General features: G+C 32.0%; 24 protein-coding genes and 1 tRNA gene. 9 read left to right on the forward strand and 16 right to left on the reverse strand.

All coding sequences use genetic code 11. From position 1 onward, the window contains the following. Positions 1–3: 3 nt before the first annotated feature. The 6 genes from gndA to QLS65_RS12835 form a co-directional block, all read right to left on the reverse strand. Entirely contained in the window at positions 4–1,410 is a 1,407-nt protein-coding gene (gndA, locus tag QLS65_RS12810) for an NADP-dependent phosphogluconate dehydrogenase (RefSeq protein ID WP_282718214.1), read from the reverse strand. Between the two features lie 68 nt (positions 1,411–1,478). Next, a complete protein-coding gene (hxlA, locus tag QLS65_RS12815) occupies positions 1,479–2,120 on the reverse strand; it encodes a 3-hexulose-6-phosphate synthase (protein WP_282718216.1) in 642 nt (213 codons plus the stop codon). Positions 2,121–2,166: 46 nt separating this feature from the next. After that, a complete protein-coding gene (gene hxlB / locus QLS65_RS12820; protein ID WP_282713054.1) occupies positions 2,167–2,733 on the reverse strand; it encodes a 6-phospho-3-hexuloisomerase in 567 nt (188 codons plus the stop codon). Between the two features lie 278 nt (positions 2,734–3,011). Further along, positions 3,012–3,899, reverse strand: a complete 888-nt coding sequence (locus tag QLS65_RS12825) for an AraC family transcriptional regulator (RefSeq protein ID WP_282718217.1) — start codon at positions 3,897–3,899, stop codon at positions 3,012–3,014. Between the two features lie 140 nt (positions 3,900–4,039). Then, entirely contained in the window at positions 4,040–4,459 is a 420-nt protein-coding gene (locus QLS65_RS12830) for a response regulator (RefSeq protein ID WP_282718219.1), read from the reverse strand. A gap of 85 nt (positions 4,460–4,544) precedes the next feature. Further along, complete coding sequence (locus QLS65_RS12835) at positions 4,545–5,306, reverse strand: LytR/AlgR family response regulator transcription factor (RefSeq protein ID WP_282718221.1); 762 nt, start codon at positions 5,304–5,306, stop codon at positions 4,545–4,547. Between the two features lie 621 nt (positions 5,307–5,927). Here QLS65_RS12835 and kdsB point away from each other — a divergent pair. Then, positions 5,928–6,656 (forward strand): 3-deoxy-manno-octulosonate cytidylyltransferase, encoded by a 729-nt coding sequence (gene kdsB, locus QLS65_RS12840; RefSeq protein ID WP_282718223.1) that lies wholly within the window; start codon positions 5,928–5,930, stop codon positions 6,654–6,656. Between the two features lie 13 nt (positions 6,657–6,669). Here kdsB and QLS65_RS12845 read toward each other — a convergent pair whose 3' ends face one another. Continuing rightward, a complete protein-coding gene (locus QLS65_RS12845; RefSeq protein WP_282713049.1) occupies positions 6,670–7,335 on the reverse strand; it encodes a spermidine synthase in 666 nt (221 codons plus the stop codon). A 61-nt stretch (positions 7,336–7,396) separates the two neighbouring features. Here QLS65_RS12845 and QLS65_RS12850 point away from each other — a divergent pair, with 61 nt between their 5' ends. Next, on the forward strand, positions 7,397–7,948 hold the full coding sequence (locus QLS65_RS12850; protein WP_121341997.1) for a 1-acyl-sn-glycerol-3-phosphate acyltransferase: 552 nt from the start codon (positions 7,397–7,399) through the stop codon (positions 7,946–7,948). A 254-nt stretch (positions 7,949–8,202) separates the two neighbouring features. Here the strand turns inward: QLS65_RS12850 and QLS65_RS12855 are convergent, their stop codons facing one another. Next, positions 8,203–8,679, reverse strand: a complete 477-nt coding sequence (locus QLS65_RS12855; protein WP_282718224.1) for a helix-turn-helix domain-containing protein — start codon at positions 8,677–8,679, stop codon at positions 8,203–8,205. A gap of 311 nt (positions 8,680–8,990) precedes the next feature. Between QLS65_RS12855 and QLS65_RS12860 the strand changes: the two genes are divergently transcribed. From QLS65_RS12860 to QLS65_RS12875, 4 genes are all read left to right on the forward strand, one after another. Further along, on the forward strand, positions 8,991–10,145 hold the full coding sequence (locus QLS65_RS12860; RefSeq protein ID WP_282718225.1) for a M14 family metallopeptidase: 1,155 nt from the start codon (positions 8,991–8,993) through the stop codon (positions 10,143–10,145). A gap of 76 nt (positions 10,146–10,221) precedes the next feature. After that, a complete protein-coding gene (locus QLS65_RS12865) occupies positions 10,222–10,701 on the forward strand; it encodes an Lrp/AsnC family transcriptional regulator (RefSeq protein WP_114755272.1) in 480 nt (159 codons plus the stop codon). Positions 10,702–10,797: 96 nt separating this feature from the next. Then, entirely contained in the window at positions 10,798–13,383 is a 2,586-nt protein-coding gene (locus QLS65_RS12870) for a phosphoenolpyruvate carboxylase (protein ID WP_282713043.1), read from the forward strand. Positions 13,384–13,393: 10 nt separating this feature from the next. Next, a complete protein-coding gene (locus QLS65_RS12875; RefSeq protein ID WP_282718227.1) occupies positions 13,394–13,909 on the forward strand; it encodes a DinB family protein in 516 nt (171 codons plus the stop codon). A 1-nt stretch (position 13,910) separates the two neighbouring features. On the opposite strand, the gene QLS65_RS12880 is transcribed toward QLS65_RS12875, so the two are convergent. The 7 genes from QLS65_RS12880 to aroB form a co-directional block, all read right to left on the reverse strand. After that, positions 13,911–14,387, reverse strand: a complete 477-nt coding sequence (locus tag QLS65_RS12880; RefSeq protein ID WP_282718229.1) for a DNA-deoxyinosine glycosylase — start codon at positions 14,385–14,387, stop codon at positions 13,911–13,913. Positions 14,388–14,397: 10 nt separating this feature from the next. Next, positions 14,398–16,509: a DNA helicase RecQ gene (gene recQ / locus QLS65_RS12885; protein ID WP_282718231.1), complete on the reverse strand. Its 2,112-nt coding sequence runs from the start codon at positions 16,507–16,509 to the stop codon at positions 14,398–14,400. A gap of 87 nt (positions 16,510–16,596) precedes the next feature. Continuing rightward, positions 16,597–17,004: a DNA primase gene (locus QLS65_RS12890; protein ID WP_121342003.1), complete on the reverse strand. Its 408-nt coding sequence runs from the start codon at positions 17,002–17,004 to the stop codon at positions 16,597–16,599. A 9-nt stretch (positions 17,005–17,013) separates the two neighbouring features. Beyond that, positions 17,014–17,985: a deoxyhypusine synthase family protein gene (locus QLS65_RS12895; protein ID WP_282718233.1), complete on the reverse strand. Its 972-nt coding sequence runs from the start codon at positions 17,983–17,985 to the stop codon at positions 17,014–17,016. 93 nt (positions 17,986–18,078) lie between these two features. Then, on the reverse strand, positions 18,079–19,482 hold the full coding sequence (locus QLS65_RS12900; RefSeq protein WP_282713038.1) for a type III PLP-dependent enzyme domain-containing protein: 1,404 nt from the start codon (positions 19,480–19,482) through the stop codon (positions 18,079–18,081). Between the two features lie 50 nt (positions 19,483–19,532). After that, positions 19,533–19,712 (reverse strand): hypothetical protein, encoded by a 180-nt coding sequence (locus QLS65_RS12905; protein ID WP_282718236.1) that lies wholly within the window; start codon positions 19,710–19,712, stop codon positions 19,533–19,535. Positions 19,713–19,768: 56 nt separating this feature from the next. After that, complete coding sequence (aroB, locus tag QLS65_RS12910; RefSeq protein ID WP_282718238.1) at positions 19,769–20,836, reverse strand: 3-dehydroquinate synthase; 1,068 nt, start codon at positions 20,834–20,836, stop codon at positions 19,769–19,771. A 92-nt stretch (positions 20,837–20,928) separates the two neighbouring features. Between aroB and QLS65_RS12915 the strand changes: the two genes are divergently transcribed. Next, the gene (locus QLS65_RS12915) at positions 20,929–22,104 is read left to right on the forward strand and encodes a proline dehydrogenase family protein (protein ID WP_282718240.1); all 1,176 of its coding nucleotides are present in this window, start codon (positions 20,929–20,931) and stop codon (positions 22,102–22,104) included. Between the two features lie 83 nt (positions 22,105–22,187). On the opposite strand, the gene QLS65_RS12920 is transcribed toward QLS65_RS12915, so the two are convergent. After that, positions 22,188–23,975 (reverse strand): ABC transporter ATP-binding protein, encoded by a 1,788-nt coding sequence (locus QLS65_RS12920; protein ID WP_282718242.1) that lies wholly within the window; start codon positions 23,973–23,975, stop codon positions 22,188–22,190. A 211-nt stretch (positions 23,976–24,186) separates the two neighbouring features. Here QLS65_RS12920 and QLS65_RS12925 point away from each other — a divergent pair. Then, positions 24,187–24,261, forward strand: a tRNA-Val gene (locus QLS65_RS12925). Positions 24,262–24,534: 273 nt separating this feature from the next. Continuing rightward, entirely contained in the window at positions 24,535–26,079 is a 1,545-nt protein-coding gene (locus tag QLS65_RS12930; protein WP_282718244.1) for a hypothetical protein, read from the forward strand. Positions 26,080–26,142 lie beyond the last annotated feature (63 nt).

Genomic DNA, 26,142 nt, shown 5'->3' on the forward strand with positions numbered 1-26,142 from the left:
AATTTAGTCATTCCACTCTGTGTGAAATATACCGTTAGTGTCAATGCGCTCATAGGTGTGTGCCCCAAAGTAATCTCGCTGCGCTTGTATAAGGTTGGTAGGAAGTTTTTCGGATCGGTAAGCATCAAAATAGGCTAATGAATTCATTAAACCCGCAACAGGGATTCCTTTTTGAACTGCGAATTGTACTGTAGTCCTAATGCTGGATTGATTTTCATTTATAGTCTTTGCAATAGCATCATCGAGCAGTATGTTTTTTAGTTCTCCATTCTTGGCATAAGCCTGACGGAAATCTTCAAGTACTACCGAGCGGATAATACATCCACCGCGCCAAATTTTGGCTATGGTTTCTAGGTTCAGATCATAATTATACTCTTGTGAAGCTTTGGTTAATAAAGCTAATCCTTGGGCATAGGTTATTAATATAGAAAAATGTAACGCTCCTTTAAGAGCTTCAATAGCCTTAGGCAGGTCCGTGTTACTTTGTTCCGTATTCCAAATTAATTTTGTTGAAGCTATGATTCTTTCCGGTTTGTTTTTAGACATATTACGCAGCGTTACTGCGGCGTCTATCGTGGGAAGTGGCACTTCTAAATCCATTCCATTTTGTGAGGTCCATTTTCCCGTTCCTTTAGATTTTGCCCAATCGGATATTACATTTATAAGTTTTTGGCCGTCAGTATCTGTTTTCTTTAAAATATGTCCTGTAATTTCAATCAGGTAAGATTGAAGTTCAGTATCATTCCAGTCTTCAAATACGTGTTGAATCGTAGTGTCGTCTAATTCGTACCCTCGTTTCATAAGATCATATACCTCAGAAATAAGCTGCATAATACCATACTCAATTCCGTTATGAGCCATTTTTACGTAATTACCTGCAGATCCGTTTCCTAAATAAGCTACACAAGGTTCTCCGTCTACTTTGGCTGCTATGGATTCAAAAATAGGGCGAAGTCTTTCATAGGCTTCTTTATTACCGCCGGGCATAAGGCTGGGGCCAAATCGAGCTCCTTTTTCACCACCGGAAATACCCATTCCAAAAAAGTGAATCCCTTTGGCGGATAACTCTCTAAATCTACGGTCGGTATCCGTAAAATAGGTATTGCCACCGTCGATAAGAATGTCTCCTTTATCTAGGTGGGGCAGTAGGCTTTGAATTACAGTGTCTACAGGCTTTCCTGCAGGTACTAATAGCATAATAGCTCTAGGTTGTTTAAGAAGTTCGAGAAACTCTTTTACTTCTGTTGTGGCCTTAATTTGGTGTTGGGGATTAGCTTCCTGTGTTAGAGATAAAACTTTTTCCGTATCCAAGTCCAAGCCTGCCACAGCATGTTTTTGGTCAGCCATATTTAAGAGTAGATTCCGACCCATTACCCCTAGGCCAACTATACCAAAATCAAATTTTTTCATAATTATCTAAATTTATAATACAAAAAAAGGCTGGAATTTATTTATAAATTCCAGCCTTAATCCAATAGTTACGCTACAGTTACACTGTTTATAGCGTCTTTTAATGCTTTAGCAGCAGCAGCAGGATCTTCAGCGCCATATATGGCACCACCTGCAACAGCTACATCTGCACCAGCAGCTACAACATCTTTTATTGTATCGATGTTTACACCACCTGCAACAGAAAAGGGAACTTTTGCTAATGTTCCTTCGCTAATCAGTGTTTGTACAGAGTAACCTGCTAATGTTTGTTCGTCAAGACCAGCATGTAACTCTACAAAAGCAACTCCAAAAGCAGTTACCTCTTGAGCTCTTTCTACTCTATTTTTAACTCCAATAGTATCAACTACTACCTTTTTACCGTGTTTTTTTGCAGCTTCTACCGCTCCCTTTATGGTAGCATTATCAACAGCACCCATAACAGTAACTAAATCTGCACCTGCTAAAAATGCGATCTCTGCTTCTAGGAAACCAGTATCAGCAATTTTCATGTCTGCAAAAATTAATTTGTCAGGAAAAGCGGCTTTCATTGCCGTTACAACCTTAAGGCCTTCTGATTTAATTAACGGTGTTCCTAATTCTATAATGTCCACGTAAGGTGCTACTTTGTGTGCCAATTCTAATGCTGCTTCTGTAGTAAGTAAATCAATTGCGACTTGTAATTTTGTCATGTCTAAATGTATAAAAAAAATTAATAATAAATAATATAAAAAATTGTTATTCTAGGTTGGCGTGTTTGGGCCATAGATCTTCTTTAGTCAAACCAGATTCTTGCCATAAGGTCATAAAAACACTTTCTAACACCAGTAATGTAAACTGTTCAAAAAGGCTTCCTGCATATTGTTTAGAAACGGAAACACCGAAGTCTGTTTTTGTCGCAGCGTTTACTAGTATGATAGTGTCTGCTAATACTGCTAATTTGCTTTCTGCATCCGCAGTAATAGCAATTACAGTAGCTTGTTGACTCTTCGCTTTCTCAGCCGATGAAAGCACGGAAGCTGTAGTTCCGGAACCAGATGCCAGAAGGAGTAAATCTCCTTTTAAAATAGCAGGTGTGTTTGTCTCTCCTACAATAAATACAGTATATCCTAAATGCATAAACCGCATGGCTGCCATTTTTAATGCAAGTCCGCTCCTCCCAGCTGCCATAACAAAAATTCGTTTGGCGGCTTTAATTTCGTGAACCAAAACCTTTATCTGTTTAGGATTTATCTGATTTGCCAGTTGTCTATTTTCCTCTAAAATAGCAAGCAGATTATTGTTTGTCAAAGTATCCGTGTTCATTTTGTTTTATTTAAGTAAAGTCATGCGTTCCTTTAAATATTCCAATTCTTAGTAATACGATTGGGTAATTCCAGCATGCTGTTCTCGAGTGTTTGCCTTTTGGTTTTGCGTAATTAAAATTACAGTATACCTTTTTTTAATTTCTCCTAAACAGCATCAAACTAAATAATTAAGCTGAAATCGCTTTTTAGCAACTGCAGTGAGTCTTTATTTGAATAGTATTAATTACTGGTGCAAAGATATGGCAGCAGTGAAGGTGGGATGTTATATAAACAAGACTATGCGGTATAAATTTGCGCCAGTCCGTGTTGGAGGTCTGTTGGAGTTTCCTTTAGTTTAGATTTTACAAATTTATTAAGTGCAGATGGTGAACTAAACCCAAGGTCAAATGCGATTTCTTTGTGAGAGTGATCAGAAAATAATAATTGTCTTTTAATTTCAATAAGAATGCGGTTATGGATTGCATTTATTGCAGTTTCGCCACAATATTTTTTAGTTAAGGAATTGAGTTTTTTAGTACTGATAGACAGTTTAGATGCATAATACTGTACGCTGCGCTCAATTTTATAGTGATGGTTTAAAAGTTTTTTAAAAGCAATATAAATATGTTGGTTTGGTCCTTGCGTGTCGTGATGCAAAACAGGATGTTGCCCGTGTATTGATTCTATAAGTCCTAAAAGAAAAATTTTGATATAAAAACGAGCCTGCTCTTTTTTAACTAAACTTGGGGTATTGTAAATATCTTGTATATTCTTAACAATTGGGATAATATTTTTAAATTCAGGATCAGAAAGCACAGTGTTATTAAGGTGTGACGATAGATTTACATTATAAGCACTAAGTTCATTTTTCAATATATCGGAACAAAATAATACTTCTTCAAATAGTATAATTTTACCAGCCAAATCATTACTTAAATTTGAAAGAAAGTGTATTTGATCAGGAAATATAATAGATATATTTCCTGATTTTAATAAATATATTTTATCTTCAATATGAACTTTAATATTTCCCGACTCGACTAGAATAATACAAAAATGATCTTTTTTATGTGGCTTTAAATAATCTTCAGTGCTTTGAATACCGAGTTCAAAAACACGAAACGACAAGTTTTTATCATCAGTTTTTTGAATATTTTTCTTGATTTCAAATCTCTTTAAATCCATAAGATATATTTTTATAAAAAAGTGCTCCCCTTGCTTTACTCTTATCAGTCAAGTTTGATAGATATGATATGAACGATACTCTCTATGTTAATTTTTTAAATTCAAAATGCTTACATTTTAGTATTACATTTATTATCAATTCAAAAATAAATTTTTTCGGGTATAATTCGATCCAGGAATTTCTTTGTAATTGGTTTTTGTTGAAAGGAAACCACATTTTGATCCCTGTAAACTCGAGCAATATCTACATCGTCAATTGTGTTTGAAATAATAAATACCTTAGAATTATTTTTCACAGTCAGCGGTAATTTGTCATAAGCTTCCAGAAATTCAAAACCCGAAAAATGTGGCATGTATAAATCTATAAAAATTATCTGAGGCATCTGATTTGTATTTTTCTGATTTTCTAAATAACTTATGGCTTCACTTGCTAGTGAGAACTCAATGACTTTTTTTCCAAAATTATTATTGAGAACTATTCTAGAAAAACAGTATCGTTCGATGGGATTATCATCAATAATAATGACTTTTTCGAATTTTGGTTCTAACTCATTTTTCATAATTTTTGTTTTTAAGTGCAGTAATAAAGGGAATACTTAACGTTTTAAAACGAGAAAAAAACTCCTTTATTTTAATATGAAATTACTATTCTTTTAATTTAATGAATTTATTAAAATCTTCTTGTCGTCTTTTGGCTACGGCTAAAAGCACACCATTAGGAAATTCACAAAAGTAACCTTCTTTTTTAGAAATTTTGACTAAGTGACGCAGATTAATAATATAGGAGTGGTGAATTCTAAAAAAATAGTTAGGATCTAGAATCGCACTATACTCTCCTAAATTTTTACTGGACATAATCTTCTTTCCATTCCGGAGAAAAAAAGTAGTATATCTTCCTTCTGCCTGGCAATAAATAATTTCTGCCTTAGTAATGAGTTCAATTTTATCTAAAGAGGATACGGCAACATAATCGTTTGGTTGATTTAAAGAGTTTAATAGCTCAATAGCCTTAATTTTCTGGTTTTGATAAGATCGCTCCATTTTTGTTCTTTTAATTGTTTTGTAAACAGCTAAAATTAGAGAATTAAAATCGACGGGTTTTAAAATAAAATCAATTGCATTTTGTTTAAATGCTTTTACAGCATCTTGCTTATTGGCAGAAATGAATACCAGTTTAGGAATACTCATTTCTAATTCATTGAGCATATCAAAAAAAGTATCGTCTTTAAAGGAAATATCTAATAATACGAGATCTGGTTTGTGTAATTGAATGTTAGTGATTCCTTCAATTATAGAGGTAGTTTCGTTTACTATTTTAAGAATCATAAAGTTTTCTTTTTCAAATTTTTTAATGATTTGTAAAGTGTCTTTTTCTTTCGTAATAATTACTGCATTAATGGGGGTCATAGGTTTGTACTTAAGGGATAATTTATCTTTAAAACCGACGAATATCATTAAATTTTAATGTAGAGTATTCATTTAAGTGTAATAGAAAAAAGATAAAAGATAATTTTGTGTTTCGAAAATAAAATAATAAATAGCACTATTATGCAGTAGTTTTTTTTAATAAAAGTATTAATCCTTATGATTCCTGGATTAAGTGTTGTTAAAAAGGTTGTTTTGCTTAAACAGTATTACTTTTTTTACTTTAATTTTGGTGTTTCCATTAGGACAATGGAATTCATGCTTTTTCTTTTATTTGTGGTCGAAAAAGGATTCAGAATTCACAATCAAATAGTAGTCTTTTGATTAGTTTTAAGGTAATTTTAGAATTTATCCATTAAATGGTTTTTTTAGCAAGGTAGCATTGATTCTTGATAAAAAGAACTGTTTTTGAAAGTATGTGCTTATTTTGGTTTTTACTACATGATTATCAGTTAGTTATCTAATATCTTGTTGAGAGTAATGCAATTGTAAGAAAAATTCCTTATAGAATATTACAAAGTAAATTTAAGTTGAGAATGGATAACAATTTTAGAAATCCTAAAAAAACATGCTAATTTAGCACTTTAGTAATTCCATATAAAAATGAAAATAATAGCAGTCATTCCCGCCCGTTACGCTTCGACACGATTTCCCGCAAAACTGATGCAGGATTTGGGAGGTAAAACGGTCATTTTAAGAACTTATGAAGCAGCCATAAATACGCAATTGTTTGATGATGTTTTTGTGGTAACGGATTCCGATTTAATTTATAATGAAATCGTTTCTCACGGTGGAAAAGCTATTCAAAGTATCAAAGAACATGAATCGGGGAGTGATCGAATTGCGGAAGCAGTCGAAAATCTGGACGTTGATATTGTAATCAATGTACAAGGAGACGAACCATTTATTGATGCAGAACCTTTGGCAAAAGTGATTGAAGTTTTTAAAAATGATTTGGATAAAAAAGTGGATTTGGCTTCTTTGATGCGCGAAATCACAAATGAAGACGATATCAATAATCCTAATAATGTAAAAGTGGTAGTGGATCAAAACGGATTTGCTTTGTACTTTTCACGTTCGGTAATTCCATATCCAAGAGAGAAAAATGTGGGCGTTCGCTATATGCAACACATCGGGATTTATGCTTTTAGAAAACAAGCTTTATTAGATTTTTATAGTTTACCAATGCAATCTTTGGAGGCATCAGAAAAACTGGAACAATTGCGTTATCTTGAATTTGGAAAAAGAATAAAAATGATTGAAACCACTCATGTCGGAATTGGAATTGATACTCCGGAAGATTTAGAAAAAGCCAGGAGAATGATAAAATAAAAAGGCTTTTGTTTTAGGCTATTTTTTCAATAACAATCAACTCATTATGGACTTCAACTCTAGGAATGGTTCTTATTTTAAATTGGTTTTTGTAAAATTCAGAAACGTATTTTTTATTTCTTAGATTTTGGCTTTCGTTCAATAGCATTGTATTGAAAAGAATAAAACCACGACTTTTTAAAAGGGAACAAATTCTATTGATAAAAAAAGTTTCAAATAGAAAATTAGGCATTGTAGTATCTTGGAAAATATCGATAATAATTAAATCGTATTTGGTTTTGGTTTTTAAAACAAATTCGAAAGCATCATCAATTACTATTTCAAGATTTTTTACTTTATCTAATTTAAAATAGGTGTTGGCTATATTTATTATTTCTGGGTCAATTTCTACTCCAGTGATTTTTCCCTTATATTTTATTTCATCAACCAAAGTTTTTATAACGCTTCCGCCGGCAACTCCCAAAACTAAAATATGATTCATTGGAACTATTTTTTCATAGCCAATGTTTTTTAATCCTAATCTTAAGATGCGCTGCAAACTGCCATACGAATAATTTGCATTTTCAGAATCTAAAACCAATTCCCCATTTGCCCAAGTCACCTCTATTGATTTACTCAACGAAGATTTGGTCTCATAAATTTTTATTGGAATTAGATAACTGAATATTTTTTTAATCATTGCTGGCAGTTTTACCCAAAAATAAGATATAAATTATTTATTTTGTACTAAATAATAAAGAATGAAGAAACAATTTTACAAATGGATATTTTTCAAGCTTATGGGTTGGAAAATAGTTGGGACAATTGATGCGGATATCAAAAAATGTGTCATGATGGTGATGCCGCATACAAGTGCGCATGATTTTTATTTGGGAATTTTTACCAGAGGAATAACTGGATTAGAAATGAACTGGGTTGGTAAAAAGGAATTGTTTCGTTTTCCTTTCGGATTTTATTTTAGGTATATGGGCGGCGAACCATTGGATCGTTCTGGAGGTTTGAACAAAGTCGATTCTATTGCGGCAATTTTCCAAAGAAAGGAAATTTTTCGTTTGGCTGTTGCTCCGGAAGGAACCCGTGAAAAAGTTACGGAACTAAAAACCGGATTTTATTATATTGCTTTGAAAGCAAATGTTCCTATTATTCCTGTAGCTTTTGATTTTGGTAAGAAAGAGGTAAATTTAGGAAATCCAGTTTTCCCTTCTGGAAATATCGAAAGCGATATGACTATTTTGAAAAAACATTTTATAGGTGTTGAAGGTAAAATTCCAGAAAAAGGATATTTATTTTAGCAAAAGTTATAATAGTATTAAAAGGTTAAAACCAAAACTTTGAATTTTCCGTAAATACAATTATATTCTAAAAATGATTCACGCGAAAAGTTTATTTGTTAGCTCCGCTTTTTTGATGTTGCTTTTCGCTTAGTGCGATTAATATGTAGAAGTCGAAGCTAGTGTAACTTCAGTTTTTTTTAAGAAAATAAAATTACAATTTAGTTTTTTTTTTGAATGACCCCAATTTGGAAATCTGAATTGGGGTTATTTTTTTAATCGGGGATATAACTTTTAAAAGTTCCATTTTTATAAAAAATTACGATTTTATCAATTTCATCAGAATGCAATTCTTTGGAGCTATTTTGATTTTCTATTTTTTTTGTTTCCAATGCAGAAATTGGATTTGGAATTTTTATTTCCGAAAATAAATTCTCAGGAATTATTTCAGTAAACGGAGGAGTAGCAATATTTTGTTTTACAATTTGCTCAACGCTGTTTTCTTTTTTATCAAACTGTTCTGAATTTTTGGGAAAGTTTCCTTTTCCATTCAAAATCCAATACAAATCCACATCGGGGAAAACCTCCAATATTTTAAGTATAAAATCCAAGCTGGGTTTGTTTCTTCCTGAAAGTAGGTGAGACAAACTGGAACGCTGTACGCCAATTTTATCAGCAAAAGAAGAAGCATTCAAACTGTAGTAATCCAGTATAATTTCTAATCTTTTTATAAAATCTTCTATGTTTACCATTGTAAATTAATACTGAAAATTAACTATTTACAAATGTAATTAAAATAGATTGAAACACCAAAATTACAAGTGTAAATAGTATTTATTACAGTAAATAATGTAAAGTTTAAAATGATATAAATACATTTAACTGTCTGATAAATAATAATATAATTTGCATTCTAAAAATAGATAACAATTGTCAATTATAGGAAGTGGGTTTAGCCGGGCTAGACGCTAAAAACTGTTTACATCATTGAAATATGTGAATTACGAATAGTTTACAAATGTAAATATAAAGATGTTTACTTTTGTAAATCAAATAAAACAGCATGAATTTAGAACAGTTATTCAGTCAATATAAAGAAGAATCTATTCGAGGTCGTTACATAACTTTAGATTCGATTGAGCCATTATTACAAAAATTAAACACCAATAATCAACTAAGTATTATTGGTAAATCAGTTCTTGGAAAATCTATTTATTCGTATGAAATCGGAGCAGGTAAAACTAGAATTTTTCTTTGGTCACAAATGCATGGAAATGAAAGTACAACTACAAAAGCGTTGTTTGACTTTTTAAATGTATTGCATAGTGGTTCAGAATTGGCTCAAAAATTACTAAATACATTTACTTTTTGTAGTATTCCAATGTTGAATCCGGATGGGGCAACATTATATACAAGGGAGAATGCTAACAAAGTAGACTTAAATCGAGATTCGCAAGATCTCACACAGCCAGAAAGCAAGCTTTTAAGAGAGACTTTCGAGACTTTTAAGCCGGATTATTGCTTTAATCTTCATGATCAGCGTACTATTTTTGGCGTAAACGATACGGGTAAACCTGCTACATTGTCATTTTTGGCGCCATCATATAATGAAGAACGAGAAATTAACGATTCTAGATTGAAAGCTATCAATTTGATTGCGAGTATAAATGAAGTGCTTCAGGAATATTTGCCAAATCAAATTGGTCGTTTTGATGATTCGTTTAATATCAACTGTATTGGAGATACGTTTCAGTATTTAGGAGTGCCTACTTTATTGTTTGAAGCTGGGCATTTTGTAAATGATTATGAAAGAGAAGAAACACGTAAATTTGTTTTTATGGCGCTGATTTTGAGTTTTACATCACTTTGCGAAAACGTTATAGTTAGCAACGGAATTAATAAATATTTGAATATTCCTCAAAATAAAGTCGTTTTTTATGATTTTATGTATAAAAACATCAAAATAAATTATGATGGTATCGAAATAATCACCAATTTTGCATCTCAATACAAAGAGGAGTTAATTGAAAATCGGGTTTGTTTTAATGCCTATGTTTCACAAATAGGAAATTTAGAGAATTATTTTGGTCATTTTGAATACGATGCTAAAGGAGCTCTGTATAAAGATAATTTTGATAATATTCCTAAATTGAATCAAAAAGCTGATTTTTATTTAGATAATAACATAAAATTTGTTAACGGAATGATAAAAATTTAATATTTATGTCTTTTTGTTGTTTTTATGTATATTTTTATACTTTGTTATAGCAATTAATAATATTAATTTAAGAATTATGAGTAAATTTCGTTTAGATGAAGTAGATCACCAGATTTTAGATATGTTGATAGACAATACAAGAGTCCCTTTTACGGATATTGCAAAAAAATTATTGATTTCTGCAGGAACTGTTCATGTAAGGGTTAAAAAAATGGAAGATGCCGGTATTATCATGGGATCTTCATTAGTTCTTGATTATGATAAATTAGGATATTCTTTTATCGCTTATGTTGGTGTTTTTCTAAACAATACCTCTCAAACTAAATTTGTTTTAGAGCGGATTAATGAAATTCCTTTTGTGACCGTAGCTTCTGTTACCACAGGGAAATTCAATATCTTTTGTAAAATTAGAGCTAAAGATACCAAGCATGCTAAGGACGTTATCTTTATGATTGATGATATTGAGGGTGTTTACAGAACTGAAACTATGATCTCACTTGAGGAAAGCATAAATGATAAAAAGCGATTGATGCATACTATTTTTAAAAATATGTAATTAATCTTGAACACGCTATATTATAAATATAACCTCAAGTTAATTCTTGGGGTTTTTTTATGACAAATTAACTAACTAAACCAACTACAACTGATTATGTACACGCTACCAAAAATTGAACGTTTCAATCAGGACGTTCTTTCTAAATACAATATTTATAATAGTGTTTTTATAACATTACCCTTTGATTCTATAGATAATACAGGGGTTTTACTTCCTTTATTTACAGATGTTTGTGAAATCGGTTTCAAGAAACAGGAAACACCTAAGGAAATAGTCGACTTTTTTGCAAAAAGATATATGCAGAGTGCTTCAGAAACAGAAAAAATTGATTTAATGTTTCGTTTCATTCAATATATAGAACGTCAAATTGTATTGTTTGATGCTATTGAGGACGCTGCTTTTCCAGTTGTTAATAATATGGAAGGAAGAGGTTCTTTAAGAGATATCAAGGAAAAGTCAGATGCAAAAGACAAGAAAGAAGAATTGATTGATTTTCTGGAAGATTTCAATGTGAGAACGGTTTTGACTGCGCATCCTACGCAATTTTATCCTGGTGCTGTTCTTGGGATTATCAATGATTTGACAGAAGCTATTCGAAAAAACAACTTACTGGATATTAAGCAATTGTTGGCTCAATTAGGTAAGACGCCTTTTATTCAAAACGAAAAACCAAATCCTTTTGATGAAGCGGTAAGCTTAATCTGGTATCTTGAAAATGTGTTTTATCAAACTTCTGGAGAGATGGTGCATTATCTTCAAAAGAATATATATAATGGTGACTCCATAAAAAATCCATTGATTAAACTTGGATTTTGGCCAGGTGGTGATCGTGATGGAAATCCTTTTGTGACAACGGAGATAACTTTGAAAGTGGCGGAACGTTTACGAACGTCTATTTTAAAGTGTTATTACGTAGAAATGAGAAATTTAAAACGAAAATTAACTTTCTCAGGTGTAGATACTTTGGTGACCGAATTAGAACAAAAACTTTACAGGTCAGTTTTTTATTCTAAAGGTGAAATTTTTATCACTTTGAATGAATTTAAATCGCAATTGAATAAAATAAAACAAATTGTTATAGACCAACACCAGTCTTTATATCTGGATGAATTAGATGCGCTTTTGATAAAAGTTAATCTGTTTGGTTTTCACTTTGCGTCTTTAGATATTCGTCAAAACAGTAAAATACACGATGCCGTTTTTAAAGACGTAGTAGGATTATATTCAAATTCGAATACATTAGTTTTTCCTAAAAATTATTATGAGCTTTCTGAAGAAGAGAAATTTTCTGTATTGTCTAAAGTTAAAGGTAATCTTGACCCGATTGTATTTGAAAATGAGATGACAAGATCTACAATTGAGTCAATTCAAGCCATAAAAACGATTCAAGAAAATAATGGGGAATTTGGTGCAAACCGTTATATAATAAGTAATAACGAAAGTGCTCTTAATGTGATGGAGACTTTTGCATTATTCCGTTTGAGTAATTGGGAAAATCCATCCGTTGATATTATTCCGCTTTTTGAATCTGTTGATGATTTGCAAAACGCGCATGAAATCATGGAGAAATTATATACAAATCCTGCTTATGCTAAGCATTTGACCAACAGAAATAACAAGCAAACAATCATGCTTGGTTTTTCTGACGGGACAAAAGATGGCGGATATTTAATGGCCAATTGGAGTATTTACAAGGCAAAAGAGGAGCTTACTGCAATCTCTAGAAAATATGGCATAAAAGCAATTTTCTTTGATGGCCGTGGTGGACCGCCAGCTCGTGGTGGTGGAAAAACACATAAATTCTATGCTTCATTAGGTCCAAACATTGAAAATAACGAGATTCAGGTTACGGTACAGGGACAAACGATTAGTTCTAATTTTGGGACTTTAGATTCTTGTCGTTATAACTTGGAGAATTTGTTAAGTGCCGGTGTAACCAATCAGGTCTTTAGTAAAGGACAAAATGAGTTGACTGTTAATGAAAAAGATATTTTAGATCAATTAGCAGGTTTAGGATATGAAAAGTATTTGAGTTTTAAAAATCATCCTAAATTCATTCCGTATTTGGAGCAAATGAGTACGTTGAAGTATTATGCTAAAACAAATATTGGAAGTCGTCCATCTAAAAGAAGTAAATCGGAGCATTTAGATTTTGCTGATTTACGTGCGATTCCTTTTGTGGGTTCTTGGAGTCAGTTGAAGCAAAATGTACCCGGATTTTTTGGAGTAGGTACTGCTTTAAAGCATTTTGAAGATACGGATCAATGGAATAAAGTTCAAGATTTATATGATAATTCGTTGTTCTTTAAAACCTTGTTAGAAAACAGTATGATGTCATTGGCAAAATCATTTTTTCCATTAACGGCTTACATGAAAAAAGATCCTCAATTTGGTGCTTTTTGGCAAATAATTTATGACGAATTTTTAGAAACAAAAAGATTACTTTTGAAAATTGCCGGTCACAAAGAGCTTATGGAAAATTACCCTGATGGTAAAGCATCAATACAAATAAGAGAGCGTATAGTATTGCCATTGTTGACAATACAACAATATGCATTACTTCGTATAAATGAATTAAACAAAGAGGATAAGCCAGATGAAGCTTTAATAAAAGTATACGAAAAAATCGTTACCCGTTCTCTTTTTGGAAACACAAATGCCAGTAGAAATTCAGCTTAATTATAAAAAAATGAAAACAGATCAATTGCCTGTAAACGAGTATTCAAGTTTTAATGCAACTTATATTCAAGCTGCCGGAAATGTTGAAATGATTGAAGAATTAGAAATTTCTCTTCACGATTTTATTCGTTTTGTACAAAATATTCCGATGGATAAATTTGATTATAGATATGCCGAAGGAAAATGGACAATCAAAGATATTATTCAGCACATCATAGACACAGAGCGCATTTTTGCCTATAGAGCATTGCGAATTTCCAGAAATGATGAAACGCCTTTACCGGGTTTTGATGAGAATCATTATGTAGATAATACGGACGCTAATAGTAGAAATATTCAGGATTTATTAGCAGAATTCTCAGCGGTTAGACATGCTAATTTATTTCTTTTTAAAAGCTTTTCAGAAGAGCAAATGAAAAGAACCGGAACAGCTTCTAATGCAGTTGTCTCAGTTCGTGCAATTGCTTTTATAATTATAGGTCATTTAAAACACCATCAAAAAGTTTTTCAAGAAAGATATTTATAATTTATTCGAAGCAAGTTGACCAAATTTTCAGCTTGTTTTCAAATGACATGGTATTAGCAGGACTAGTGGAAGCCATCACATAATACGTGATGCCTTCTATTTGTCCAAATTTTTTCAGAAAGTATTTATGACTTTCTTTTCCGTTAAAAATGATTTTAGTGATTCCTGGGAATTCTCTAAACAAGGTTTCAAAATCATTTTCCTTTTGATTTTTGATATGAATATCCAGACTTCCTTTTCTTTCGCAATTTTCTAAAACATCCCAAAGTCCTATTTTATTCGCTTGGAGTAATTGTATTTTTTCCTCGAATTTTTCAGATATTGGTAAATTATGCAATAGCGTATACATTATTTTCCAAAAATGATTTCTTTGATGTGCATAATATTCCTGCTTTTCCAGAGAGGCGATTCCAGGCATTGTTCCCAAAATCAAAATTTCGGTTTGAGAATTTACAAAAGGAGGGAATGAATTGATCATTTTAAGTTTTTTAAAGTGCTGTATTTTCTTTTTCTAGTATTGCTAATGCCAAACGGATTTTTCCATAATCTATTTTTTCTTCTAAATAATCAAAATAAGGTTTTAAGGCATTTGGCGATTCCAGTTTTATTTGCGCTTCAGCAATTTGAGAAACTTCTTCTTTTGAGATAAACGGATTCAAATCTACATCAGCTCCATCAACATAAAGTTTCGCTAAATGCGACATAATCGTACTTAAACCTAATTTTCTTTTTTGGGCAATTTCCTCGACTGACAATCCACTTTTATAAAGTTCTAATGTTGCTTTATAAGTTGTGGCTTCTTTCTTTTTTCTGACAACTTTAGATTTTTGAAAATCAATAATTGCTTTGATAAAAGCATCACCATATTTTTCCAGTTTTGCTCTACCAACGCCATCAATTGCTAACAATTCGGTATCACTCATAGGTCTTTCGGTTTCCATTTGGCGTAAAGCCGCATCGCTAAAAATTACATAAGCAGGAACTTCTTCTTCTTTGGAAATCTCATAACGCAATTTTCGTAAGGTTTCAAAAAGTGAATTTACAACCGATTTACTTTTCGTTTCTTTGACTTCATGCTTCTCAATATTGATTTTCTGAACCGTGGTTAGTTGTACTTTTTCGCCTTCAAACAATACTTTTTTAGCAAGAGCCGTTAATCTGATTTTGTTTTGTTTATGAAAAGCAATTTCGCAATAGCCCAGATTGATGAGTTGGATTAAATATTGATTCCAATCAAACCACGAAAGATCAACTCCAACGCCGTATGTTTTCAGATTTTGGTACTGTTTTTCGTAGATATAAGCATTCTTTGAACCGCGTAGAACGTCAATGATTACAGGTAAAGGTTCTGTTTCCTGCAAACGAATAATTGCCGATAATGCTTTTTGAGCAATCACCGTTCCATCAAAAAACAGCGGCGGATTCTTGCAAATATCACAATTTCCGCAATTTTCAGTAATGAGTTCCCCAAAATAGGAAAGCAATATCTTTCTGCGACAACTTAAAGCATCTGCATATTGTTTCATTCGCTCCAGTTTAGCCAGTTGCACTTCGGCATTTAAGCCTTCGGAGGCAAATTTCTGCAATTGAATCACATCGCCATAACTCTCAAACAATACTGTTTCTGATGGCAAACCATCTCGACCGGCACGACCAATTTCTTGGTAATAACCTTCGATATTTTTCGGCAAATTATAATGAATGACCCAGCGCACATTTGATTTGTCAATTCCCATTCCAAAAGCAATGGTTGCACAAACCACTTTACAATCATCGTTGATAAATTCGTCTTGTGTTTTAGAGCGAATTTTAGTGTCTAAACCAGCATGATAGGCTTTTGCACTAATACCAATTTTTTGTAGTTTATCTGCAAGTTCTTCTGTTGTTTTTCTGCTTAAGCAGTAAATAATTCCAGATTCATTTGGTTTTTCTTGAATGAAATCTATAATTTGTTTGACTCTGTCTAAAGCGGGACGCACTTCTAAACTTAAATTTTTTCGATCAAAAGAAGCTACAAATAATCTAGGGTTTTTTAAATTTAATTGTTCGCTAATGTCTTTGCGTGTAGCTTTATCGGCTGTGGCAGTTAAAGCTAAAATTGGAGTGGAAGGGAAGCGGTTTTTTAGATATCCTAAATTAGTATACGCTGGTCGAAAATCATGTCCCCAAGACGAAATACAATGCGCTTCATCTATTGCAATGAGGCTTATGCTTAAACTGTTGAAGATAGAATCCAGAAAAGATAGACTTTCGGGAGCAATGTAAACTAACTTAATTGTGTTAGATTTTAAACGTTCCAAATAAAACTGTCGTTCCTCTTCGGTTTGGCTGCTGTTGATGTAACAGGCTTCAATTCCGTTTGCTTTCAAGCCATCTACTTGATCTTTCATCAAAGCAATTAGCGGGGAAATTACGATTGTAATTCCAGTAAAAATTAGAGCAGGCAATTGAAAGCAAATTGATTTTCCACCACCCGTTGGCATTATTGCTAATGTATCCTGACCGGAAAGAATACAATTTATAATATCTTCTTGATTGGGTCTGAATTTTTCAAAACCAAAGTTCTCTTTCAGTTTGGCGTGTAAAATTTCATGGGTCATTGTGGCGTGTATTTAGAGGTCTAAAGTAATAAAAAAAGGAACTCGTGTTGAGTTCCTTTATAAATGTATTTTTAAAAATGAGATTAATTAATCCTCATCTTCTTCGTCATCATCTTCATCAGAAAAGTCTTTTTCGTCTGAATCGTCATCGTCGTCATCATCTCCTGAATCAGAATCTGGTTTATCGATAGCGTCTTCATCATCGTCATCATCAATATCGTCATCTAAATCTAAACCTTTGATTGGTTCAACAACATCGTCTATGATTATTTCATCATCTTCATCATAATTTTCAATTCTATCAGCAAGTTTAGTGCTCACTTTTACTAAATAAATAGTGTCCTCAGTTCGTACTTCAACTGCTTCAACTAATTCATTTTTAGCGTTTCTAAAACTAATAATGTTTGAATCATCATAACCATCTGGAAATTTATCCACCAATAGGTTTAAAATTTCATTGGTAAGTTTTGCGTAATCAACAATTACTCTTTTCATAAAAATATTCTATAAGTCTAATAAATAAGCGAAAATTAAAGGTGCTACAATGGTAGCATCGGACTCAATAATAAACTTTGGAGTTTTAATGTCTAATTTACCCCAAGTAATTTTTTCATTTGGCACCGCTCCAGAATACGAACCATAACTGGTCGTTGAATCTGAAATCTGACAGAAATAACTCCAAAACGGAATGTCATGCATTTCCATATCTTGGTATAACATTGGTACAACACATATTGGAAAATCTCCAGCAATACCACCACCAATTTGAAAGAAACCTACGCCGTTTTTACTGTTTTTTGGATACCAGTCTGACAAGAAAACCATATATTCGATACCGGATTTCATTGTAGAAGCTTTTAAATCTCCTTTAATTACATACGATGCAAATATATTTCCCATGGTACTGTCTTCCCAACCCGGTACAATAATAGGCAAATTTTTCTCAGCAGCTGCATACATCCAACTGTCTTTTAAGTCAATTTCGTAATATTCTTCAAGAACACCAGAAAGTAACATTTTGTACATAAATTCATGCGGAAAATATCTTTCGCCTTTATCATCAGCATCTTTCCAGATTTTGTAGATATGCTTTTGCAAACGGCGGAATGCTTCATGCTCAGGAATACAAGTATCTGTAACACGATTTAAACCTCTTTCTAGTAAATCCCATTCATCTTGAGGAGTCAAATCACGATAATTTGGCACTCTTTCGTAATGAGAATGAGCTACTAAATTCATGATGTCTTCTTCAAGATTTGCACCAGTACAAGAAATAATATGCACTTTGTCTTGACGGATTATCTCGGAAAAAATCTTTCCAATCTCTGCCGTACTCATAGCGCCAGCCATGCTCACCATCATTTTTGCACCGTTGGCTAATTGTTGTTCGTAGGCCTTAGCTGCGTCAACTAAAGATGCAGAATTAAAATGCAAATAATGCTTTTCAATAAACTGACTGATTGGTCCTTTGCTCATTTTTTAAAATTTAAATACTTAAAAATCAACATGTTAAAAATGGTATTTCAAATTTAACGAATTTTTAAATTGACTAATTGAATTATTGTGAATTTATTTTTTCTTATCGTACCCTAATATTTTCAGAACGTCTTCAGAGGTTTGTTGCTCTGAGAATACCTCAGTTGCCAAAAATCCGTTTTCGTCTCTGTCGATCAATATGTGTTTGGGCTGTGGAATCAAACAGTGATGCAAACCGCCGTAACCTCCAATTGTTTCCTGATAAGCACCCGTATTAAAGAATCCAATGTATAATGGTTTTTCTTTATTGTATTTTGGCAAATAGATGGCATTCATGTTTTGTTCTGAGTTGTAATAATCATCACTGTCACAAGTCATTCCTCCCAATAGTACCCTTTCGTATGTATCATTCCAGCGATTGACTGCCAGCATGATAAAACGTTTGTTGATTGCCCAAGTATCTGGTAAAGTAGTGATGAAAGATGAATCAATCATGTTCCACTTTTCTCTGTCATTTTGTTGTTTTTGATACAAAATCTGGTAAATAGCTCCACCACTTTCACCTACGGTATACGAACCAAATTCAGTAAAAATATTTGGAACATCTACTTCGGCTTCGTCACAAGCTATTTTAATCTGATTGATGATTTCGTCAATCATATATTGATAGTCGTACTCAAATGCCAATGAGTTTTTTATTGGAAAACCACCACCAATATTTAATCCGTCAAGAGTAGGACATTCTTTTTTTAATGCTACGTAAACCTTGATACATTTTACTAATTCATTCCAATAATAAGCATTGTCATTGATCCCGGTATTGATAAAAAAGTGCAACATTTTCAGTTCCAATTTCTTATTTTCTTTGATTTCCTTTTTGTAAAACGGAACAATGTTTTTATATCCAATTCCTAATCTTGATGTATAAAATTCAAATTTAGGCTCTTCTTCTGCAGCAATTCTAATTCCTATCTTAAACTTGTTTTTAATCTGACCTTGAAGTAAATCAAGTTCTTCATAATTATCAATGATTGGAATTGTATTTTTATGACCAGTATTAATAAGTCGCGCTATGTTCTCGATATATTGGTCTCTTTTAAAACCATTACAAATTATATACGTGCTTTTATTTATTTTACCGTTTGCTAATAAATTCTCAACAATATTAATGTCGAAAGCAGACGATGTTTCAATATGGATGTTGTTTTTGAAAGCCTCATTCATAATATATTCAAAATGAGAGCTTTTTGTACAATAGCAATAGTAATATTTTGCCTCATACTTATTTTTTTCCATTGATTTACGAAACCAGCTTTTGGCTTTGTTAATGTTGTTGGAAATTTGAGGTAAATAAGTAAATTTTAATGGCGTACCATATTTCTCTACCAGTTTCATCAAATCAATATTGTGAAACTGAAGATTGTCTTTGTTTAAAGTAAATTCTTCTTGTGGAAAGTAATAGGTTTGATTGATTAAATCAGAATATTTTGTATTCATTGTATTTTAGAATTATAGATTAAAATAGTGTGTATAACTTAATCTAAAATTCAAACTCTGATATTTGCATAAACAATCTGAAGCTTCTCGTTTTCTGCTTTCATGTATTGAAAAATATCAAAACTGAAGTTTCCTTTAATAGAATAAAACCGTTTCAATATTCTTAAAAAAGAGATATTGTTTCGGGTTTTATTAGAACTATAATTTGGCTTGTTTTGACTTTTTTTCATTGATGCAAATGTAAAAAATATTATATACGCAATGCAATCCTTTTCATAAAAAATAATTAAGATTTATAATCTTGAAATGCTTCAAGAATTAATTCATTTTCAACAGATTGATTGATTTTTATTTTTCCGATACCTTCTATTAAAGCAAACTGTATGTTTCCATACTCGTTTTTTTTGTCGTGTATGAGTAATTCCATGATAGGTTCGATGTCATTTTCATCAAAAATAATGTCGTCATATATAGACTTTATACTTGATTTTATCTGAAAATACTCTTCTTGACTGATGAGTTTTTTATGTAATGAAATGTAGCTTTCCAATATCATCCCAACGGCAATAGCTTCTCCGTGCAATAAAGTGATTTTATTTTCATTTTCCAGAAAATAACTTTCAATGGCATGACCTAAAGTATGACCAAAATTCAATGATTTTCGAATGTTTTTCTCAGTAGGATCTTGCATTACAATTTCATTTTTTATTTCGACAGAACGGTAAATTAATGCATCAAAATCAGCAAAATCTATAGATTTTAAATCTAAAAATTGTTCCCAATATTCCTTATCATATATCAAACCATGTTTTAGCATTTCGGCAAGACCGGAACGCATTTCATTTTGCGGAACTGTTTCAAGATATTGGGTATCGATAAGCACCATTATTGGAACATTAATAACACCAATTTGGTTTTTTAAATTCCCTAAATCAACACCGTTTTTCCCACCAACAGAAGCATCAACCATCGATAGTAGCGTAGTAGGAATGTGAATAAAATCAACTCCACGTTTGAATGTTGAAGCTACAAATCCGCCTAAATCAGTAACAACACCGCCACCCAGATTAATTACAAGACTTTTTCTGTCAGCACCAAGTTCCGTTAATACATTCCAAATTTGGACGCAAGTCTCAATATTTTTATTCTCTTCACCGGCATCAAATTCAATGATTTCAATAGTAAGATCGGTTTCTAAAAAAGGGAGAAATTTTGGTATGCAAAATTCATTCGTCTTACTGTCTACAATAATAAAAAGTTTTGAATACTTATTTTCTGTCAAATGAAGGTTTAAGGCTTCATATCCTTTTTCGTTGAAATGAATCGGATAACTGTTGGCTTGAATTGATTGCATCTGTATTGATTAATTGGAACCGCAAAATAAGGCAATTTTTGCTAAATAATATTCAAAACTCTGTCTATATTTGTACAAAAATTTAACAAATAATGGAAAAAATATTCAATAATACGCAAGTTGCCTTTTCATTAAAAAGTGATACGGAGCTTGATAGAGCTTATTTTCTTTTCAAAATGATTGATAATCAACCACTAGTTCGAATAGGAACTGCGGTTACAAATTTTGCCCTAAAAGCGAATCTTCCTGTGGAAGGTTTGATACGTGCTACGGTTTTTGACCATTTTTGTGGCGGAGTAAATGAAGTAGACTGTCTTTCGGTAGTTGATAAAATGTACACTAAAGGAGTTTCATCTGTTTTGGATTATTCTGTAGAAGGAAAAGAGGAAGAAGATCAGTTTGATGCGGCACTTGAAATGACTTTAAAAACCATTGAATTTGCCAAAGAACGTCAAGCAATTCCTTTTGCAGTTTTTAAACCAACCGGTTTTGGTCGTTTTGAATTGTATGAGAAATTGGGCGAAAAACAAACGTTAACTCCTGAAGAGCAAGCGGAATGGAATAGAGTAGTGGCCCGTTTTGATTTGGTTTGTAAAGATGCTCATGCAAAAAATGTTGCCTTACTTATTGATGGTGAAGAAAGTTGGATGCAAGATGCGGCGGATGATTTAGTGACCGAAATGATGCGCAAATACAATAAAGAAAAAGCCATTGTTTTCAACACGTTGCAAATGTATCGCTGGGATCGTTTGGATTACCTGAAAAAATTACACGAGCAAGCCAAAAAAGAGGGATTCTTCATTGGAATGAAATTAGTTCGTGGTGCTTACATGGAAAAAGAAATTGCACGTGCAGAAGAAAAAGGATATCCATCGCCAATATGCGCTTCAAAAGAAGCTACCGATGAAAATTACGACGCTGCAGTTCGCTATATGATTGAGCACTTAGATATGATGTCAATTTTTGCAGGAACCCACAATGAGTTAAGTACGTATACTCTAATGGAATTGATGCAGCAAAAAGAGATTAAAACAAACGATGATAGAATTTGGTTTGGTCAATTGTATGGAATGAGTGATAATATCAGCTACAATTTAGCCGCTCATGGCTATAATGTTGCTAAATACCTGCCTTTTGGTCCTGTAAAAGATGTGATGCCGTACTTGATTCGTCGTGCTGAAGAAAATACTTCGGTAGCGGGACAAACTAGTCGTGAATTGACATTAATAAAAACAGAACGTAACAGAAGAAAAGGGAAAATAGAATAAAGTGTTAAGTGATATAAAATTCTATAAAAAAACTCCATTCAGCTATTGAATGGAGTTTTTTTATGCCAAATGAATAATAAAATTTAAGAATTGCTAAATTGTAAATTGCTTAAATTTTTATAGATACCATTTTCTAAAGCTATTAATTCTTGATGCGTTCCTTGTTCGGTAATTTTTCCTTTATCCAAAACCAAAATTTGATCGGCACTTCGAATGGTTGAAAGACGGTGTGCGATAATAATACTGGTTCTTCCTTCCATTAAAATTTCCAACGCTTCTTGAACTAGTTTTTCACTTTCACTGTCTAATGATGATGTGGCTTCATCCAGAATCAAAATACTTGGGTTTTTCAATAATGCTCTCGCAATTGCAATACGTTGCCTTTGTCCTCCGGAAAGTTTAATTCCTCTTTCTCCCACAATAGTTTCAAATTTTTCAGGAAAACTTTCGATAAAATTATAGGCATTTGCTTGTTTTGCAGCTGTAAGAATTTCTTCTTCGGTTGCATTTGGTTTACCATAAGCAATATTTTCTCTGACGGTTCCTCCAAATAGAATAACATCTTGCGGTACAATACTCATGTTTCCGCGAAGGTTTTCTAAATCAAAATCATAAATATTTTTTCCGTCAACTAATATTTCTCCTTCATCAATATTATAAAAACGTAATAAAAGGGAAGCAATAGTCGATTTTCCCGTTCCACTTGGACCTACAATAGCAATTTTTTGACCAAAATTGGCAGTAAAACTGACGTCTTTCAATACTTTAATTTCTTTTCTAGAATGATAACTGAACGCTACATTGTTGAACGTAACATTACCTTTTATTTTCTGGGTTTCAGCAGCCTCTTGAACTGAATTAATTTTTTCAGGAGTTTCATCCAATAATTCAAACACTCTTTCCGTGGCACCAATCGCTTTTTGGATTTGGGCATAAAGTTCAGCGATTCCTCCAAAAGAAGCTCCTACAAATGTAGAATACAATACGAAAGAAATCAATTGTCCCACGCTCATTTCGCCGCTGATGCTCAATCGAACACCAAACCAAACTACGGCTACAATAGCTCCAAAAAGACAGAAAATAATGAATGAAGCAAAGTATCCTCGGTATTTTCCACCTTTGATGGCTAATTTTACAACTTCTTTAATTTTACCATTATAGCGGGCAATTTCATACCATTCATTGGCGAAAGCCTTAACAATACTGATTCCTTGCATGGTTTCTTCAACAATTACCTGGCTTTCGGCAACTTGATCTTGTACTTTTTTAGAATATTTCCTGATAAATCGTCCAAAAATAACGGCAGCAACAGCCACAAGCGGAACTACTGATAACATCAACAATGTCAATTTGATGCTTTCATTTGCCAATAAAAGAACACCTCCAATGATTAGAATAAATTGTCTTAAGAATTCGGCAATTGTAGACGTTAAAGTGTCTTGTATTTGTGTTATATCAGAACTGATTCTACTGTTTAATTCTCCAACACGCTTTTGTGAGAAGAAAGACATGGGTAGTTTTACCAAATTACTGTAAAGCGATAATCTAAGATTAGCTAAGGTGTTTTCAGTAAAATTGACAAATAAATACAATCTGAAAAACGAAAATATAGATTGAAGAAATAAGATGATTATTAAACCTCCTGCAATCATGTTTGCCTGAGCGTTATCCTTATTTTTCACGCAATCGATAAGCATCCCCATCAATTTTGGAAAAGCTAAAGCAGTAGCACCGGTAAATAATAAAAAAATTAAACCTACATAAAATTTCCAACGATGATTTCCAGCATATTGAAATATTAGAATTGCCTTATTGAGAGAACTTGCAGTTATTTTTGATTTTGGTAAATCATTTTCTTTGAACCTTGCCATTATGTATTGTTTATGTCACAAATGTAAGACTATAACGAATCAATACAAAAAAATAGTAGTGTTTCATGCGAAACATAAAGTACTATGATAGAGCGTAAAAGCAAATAGGCTCAATATTTTATTCATTTTTTTTACAGTTTTGCTTGCAGATACGATTTCTAGCTGTATATTTGCACTCGCAATAAGGAAATGAAAATGACTGCATTGTTTAGGGCGATTAGCTCAGCTGGTTCAGAGCACCTCGTTTACACCGAGGGGGTCGGGGGTTCGAACCCCTCATCGCCCACAAGAAACTCCATTAGAAATAATGGAGTTTTTTTATGTCTTGACTTTTTCACTTGTGCCTTACTATTAATACTCCATACTTTTTTATATTCTCGCTTTTGAGCATATTTTAAAACTTCTTTTACAAAAATTTGATTTATATAACTGCTAATTCACATCTATTAAAACATTTGCTGTAAAAATCACATATCTTAGCATAAAATACTTTGTACTAAATGTAACGTCTATGAAATGTTTATGGATATTAAGAGCAATAACAATATAACAAACACATATGTTAAATGATAGTATCTTTTTTGTTGATAAAATTGAGGAAATTTCAATTTGTGATTCCACAATGTACTATTTTACTGGAAGCTCCTTTTCACGACCAACTGATTTCAAAAGAATAGAAAATGAAAATCATAATTTAAAAAATTGCAAGCATTGCAAAAAAAATCATCAACTTGTCTTAGAAAGACTTGAAAGCAGACTAAAAAATTTTCCTTTTTGTTGTGATTTCCACAAAAAATTAATCAATGAAAAATGGTTCAATAAAAATGATTTTACTGAGGTTGCAAAATTGTCTGCGGACAAAATCTATTTTACTTGGGATTTTATAAAAAAATTTATTGACGAACCAAATTGGGAAGAAGAAATTACTGATTATTTAAGCCATGTAATTGACACATTTGGAAGTTTTCCCGTAGATCATGGAGAACCCTTGTTTTTGGGTTCTTATTTAAATGGTGCAAAAGACCTAGTTAACAGTTTGGATGAAAAGAAATATAAAAAAAAGAAACGTATAATTCTTGATCACATAAATAGCTATTATTTAAGTAATGGTGAGAAAAAGCAAAATACAGATTTTAATATTCTTTTATCTATATATGACAAATGGTTTAAGACATTTCCATTTGATATTAGTATTTTCAAAGGTCTTAAAGAAAAATTTTCAAGAACCCTTCCAATAATAGAGAAGACTAGATATAACAAATATTCAGGATTAGCCATTGCATCTCCTAAAACAAAAAGCAATCTTATAAAATTACTTTGCGATATAACCAATCAAATTGTTACTCAAATTAATTCATTAAAATTATATGAGGAAGGTAAATTAAACGATATAGAAAACTACAAATTAGAAATAATAATTCAAAAAAGAAAGCTTAAGATTAAAGAAGGATATCAAAATAATATTAAAGAACCAAATAGTCGTTACAGAAATATTTTAAAGAGCTGGTTTTCGGATGAAATTGAATTCATTAAAGAGCTTGAACCTACTTTAAAAACAATTGAAAATAAAAAAGATAATTTATATTTAGATATATTATATGCATGTAGTAAAATGCAAGAAAATAAAATTTTTTGGAAAGCAGATGAAAATACTAGAACCAAACAAATTTTAGATCTTCTAGAAATTAGTTACCATACCAAAGATCAATCACAGATTGGAGTTTCTGCAACTGGAATTAAACCAGGATCAATTGATGGAATTGTTATAGATAGCAAAAGAATACAGTTTATTATTGAAGCTTTGAATCTCAAATATCTAAATAAAAAATACATCCAAGATCACATAAGTAAACTTGAAATAAATTATGACAACAAAGGTTTAAAAACGAAATTCCTTATTTCATATTGTGACATCGTAAATGGTACATTTCAAGAGTTTTACGAAAAATATATTTCATTTATTAACTACGAAGTTAAATTTCAAAATCTTAAAGAAAGTTTCGAAAACTTAGAACCAAATTATGCAAATCAAAGAATCTTAAAAACAGTTCACAGTTGTGAAAAAGTGAGTGTTACCATTTATCACATTTTATTAAAAATGTAATAAATCCGTACTATGCGAAGTCTACCGACTTTGCACAGGGGTGGCAATAGACATAACCAACGA

The sequence above is a fragment of the Flavobacterium algoritolerans genome (assembly GCF_030010385.1).
Lineage (GTDB): Bacteria > Bacteroidota > Bacteroidia > Flavobacteriales > Flavobacteriaceae > Flavobacterium > Flavobacterium algoritolerans.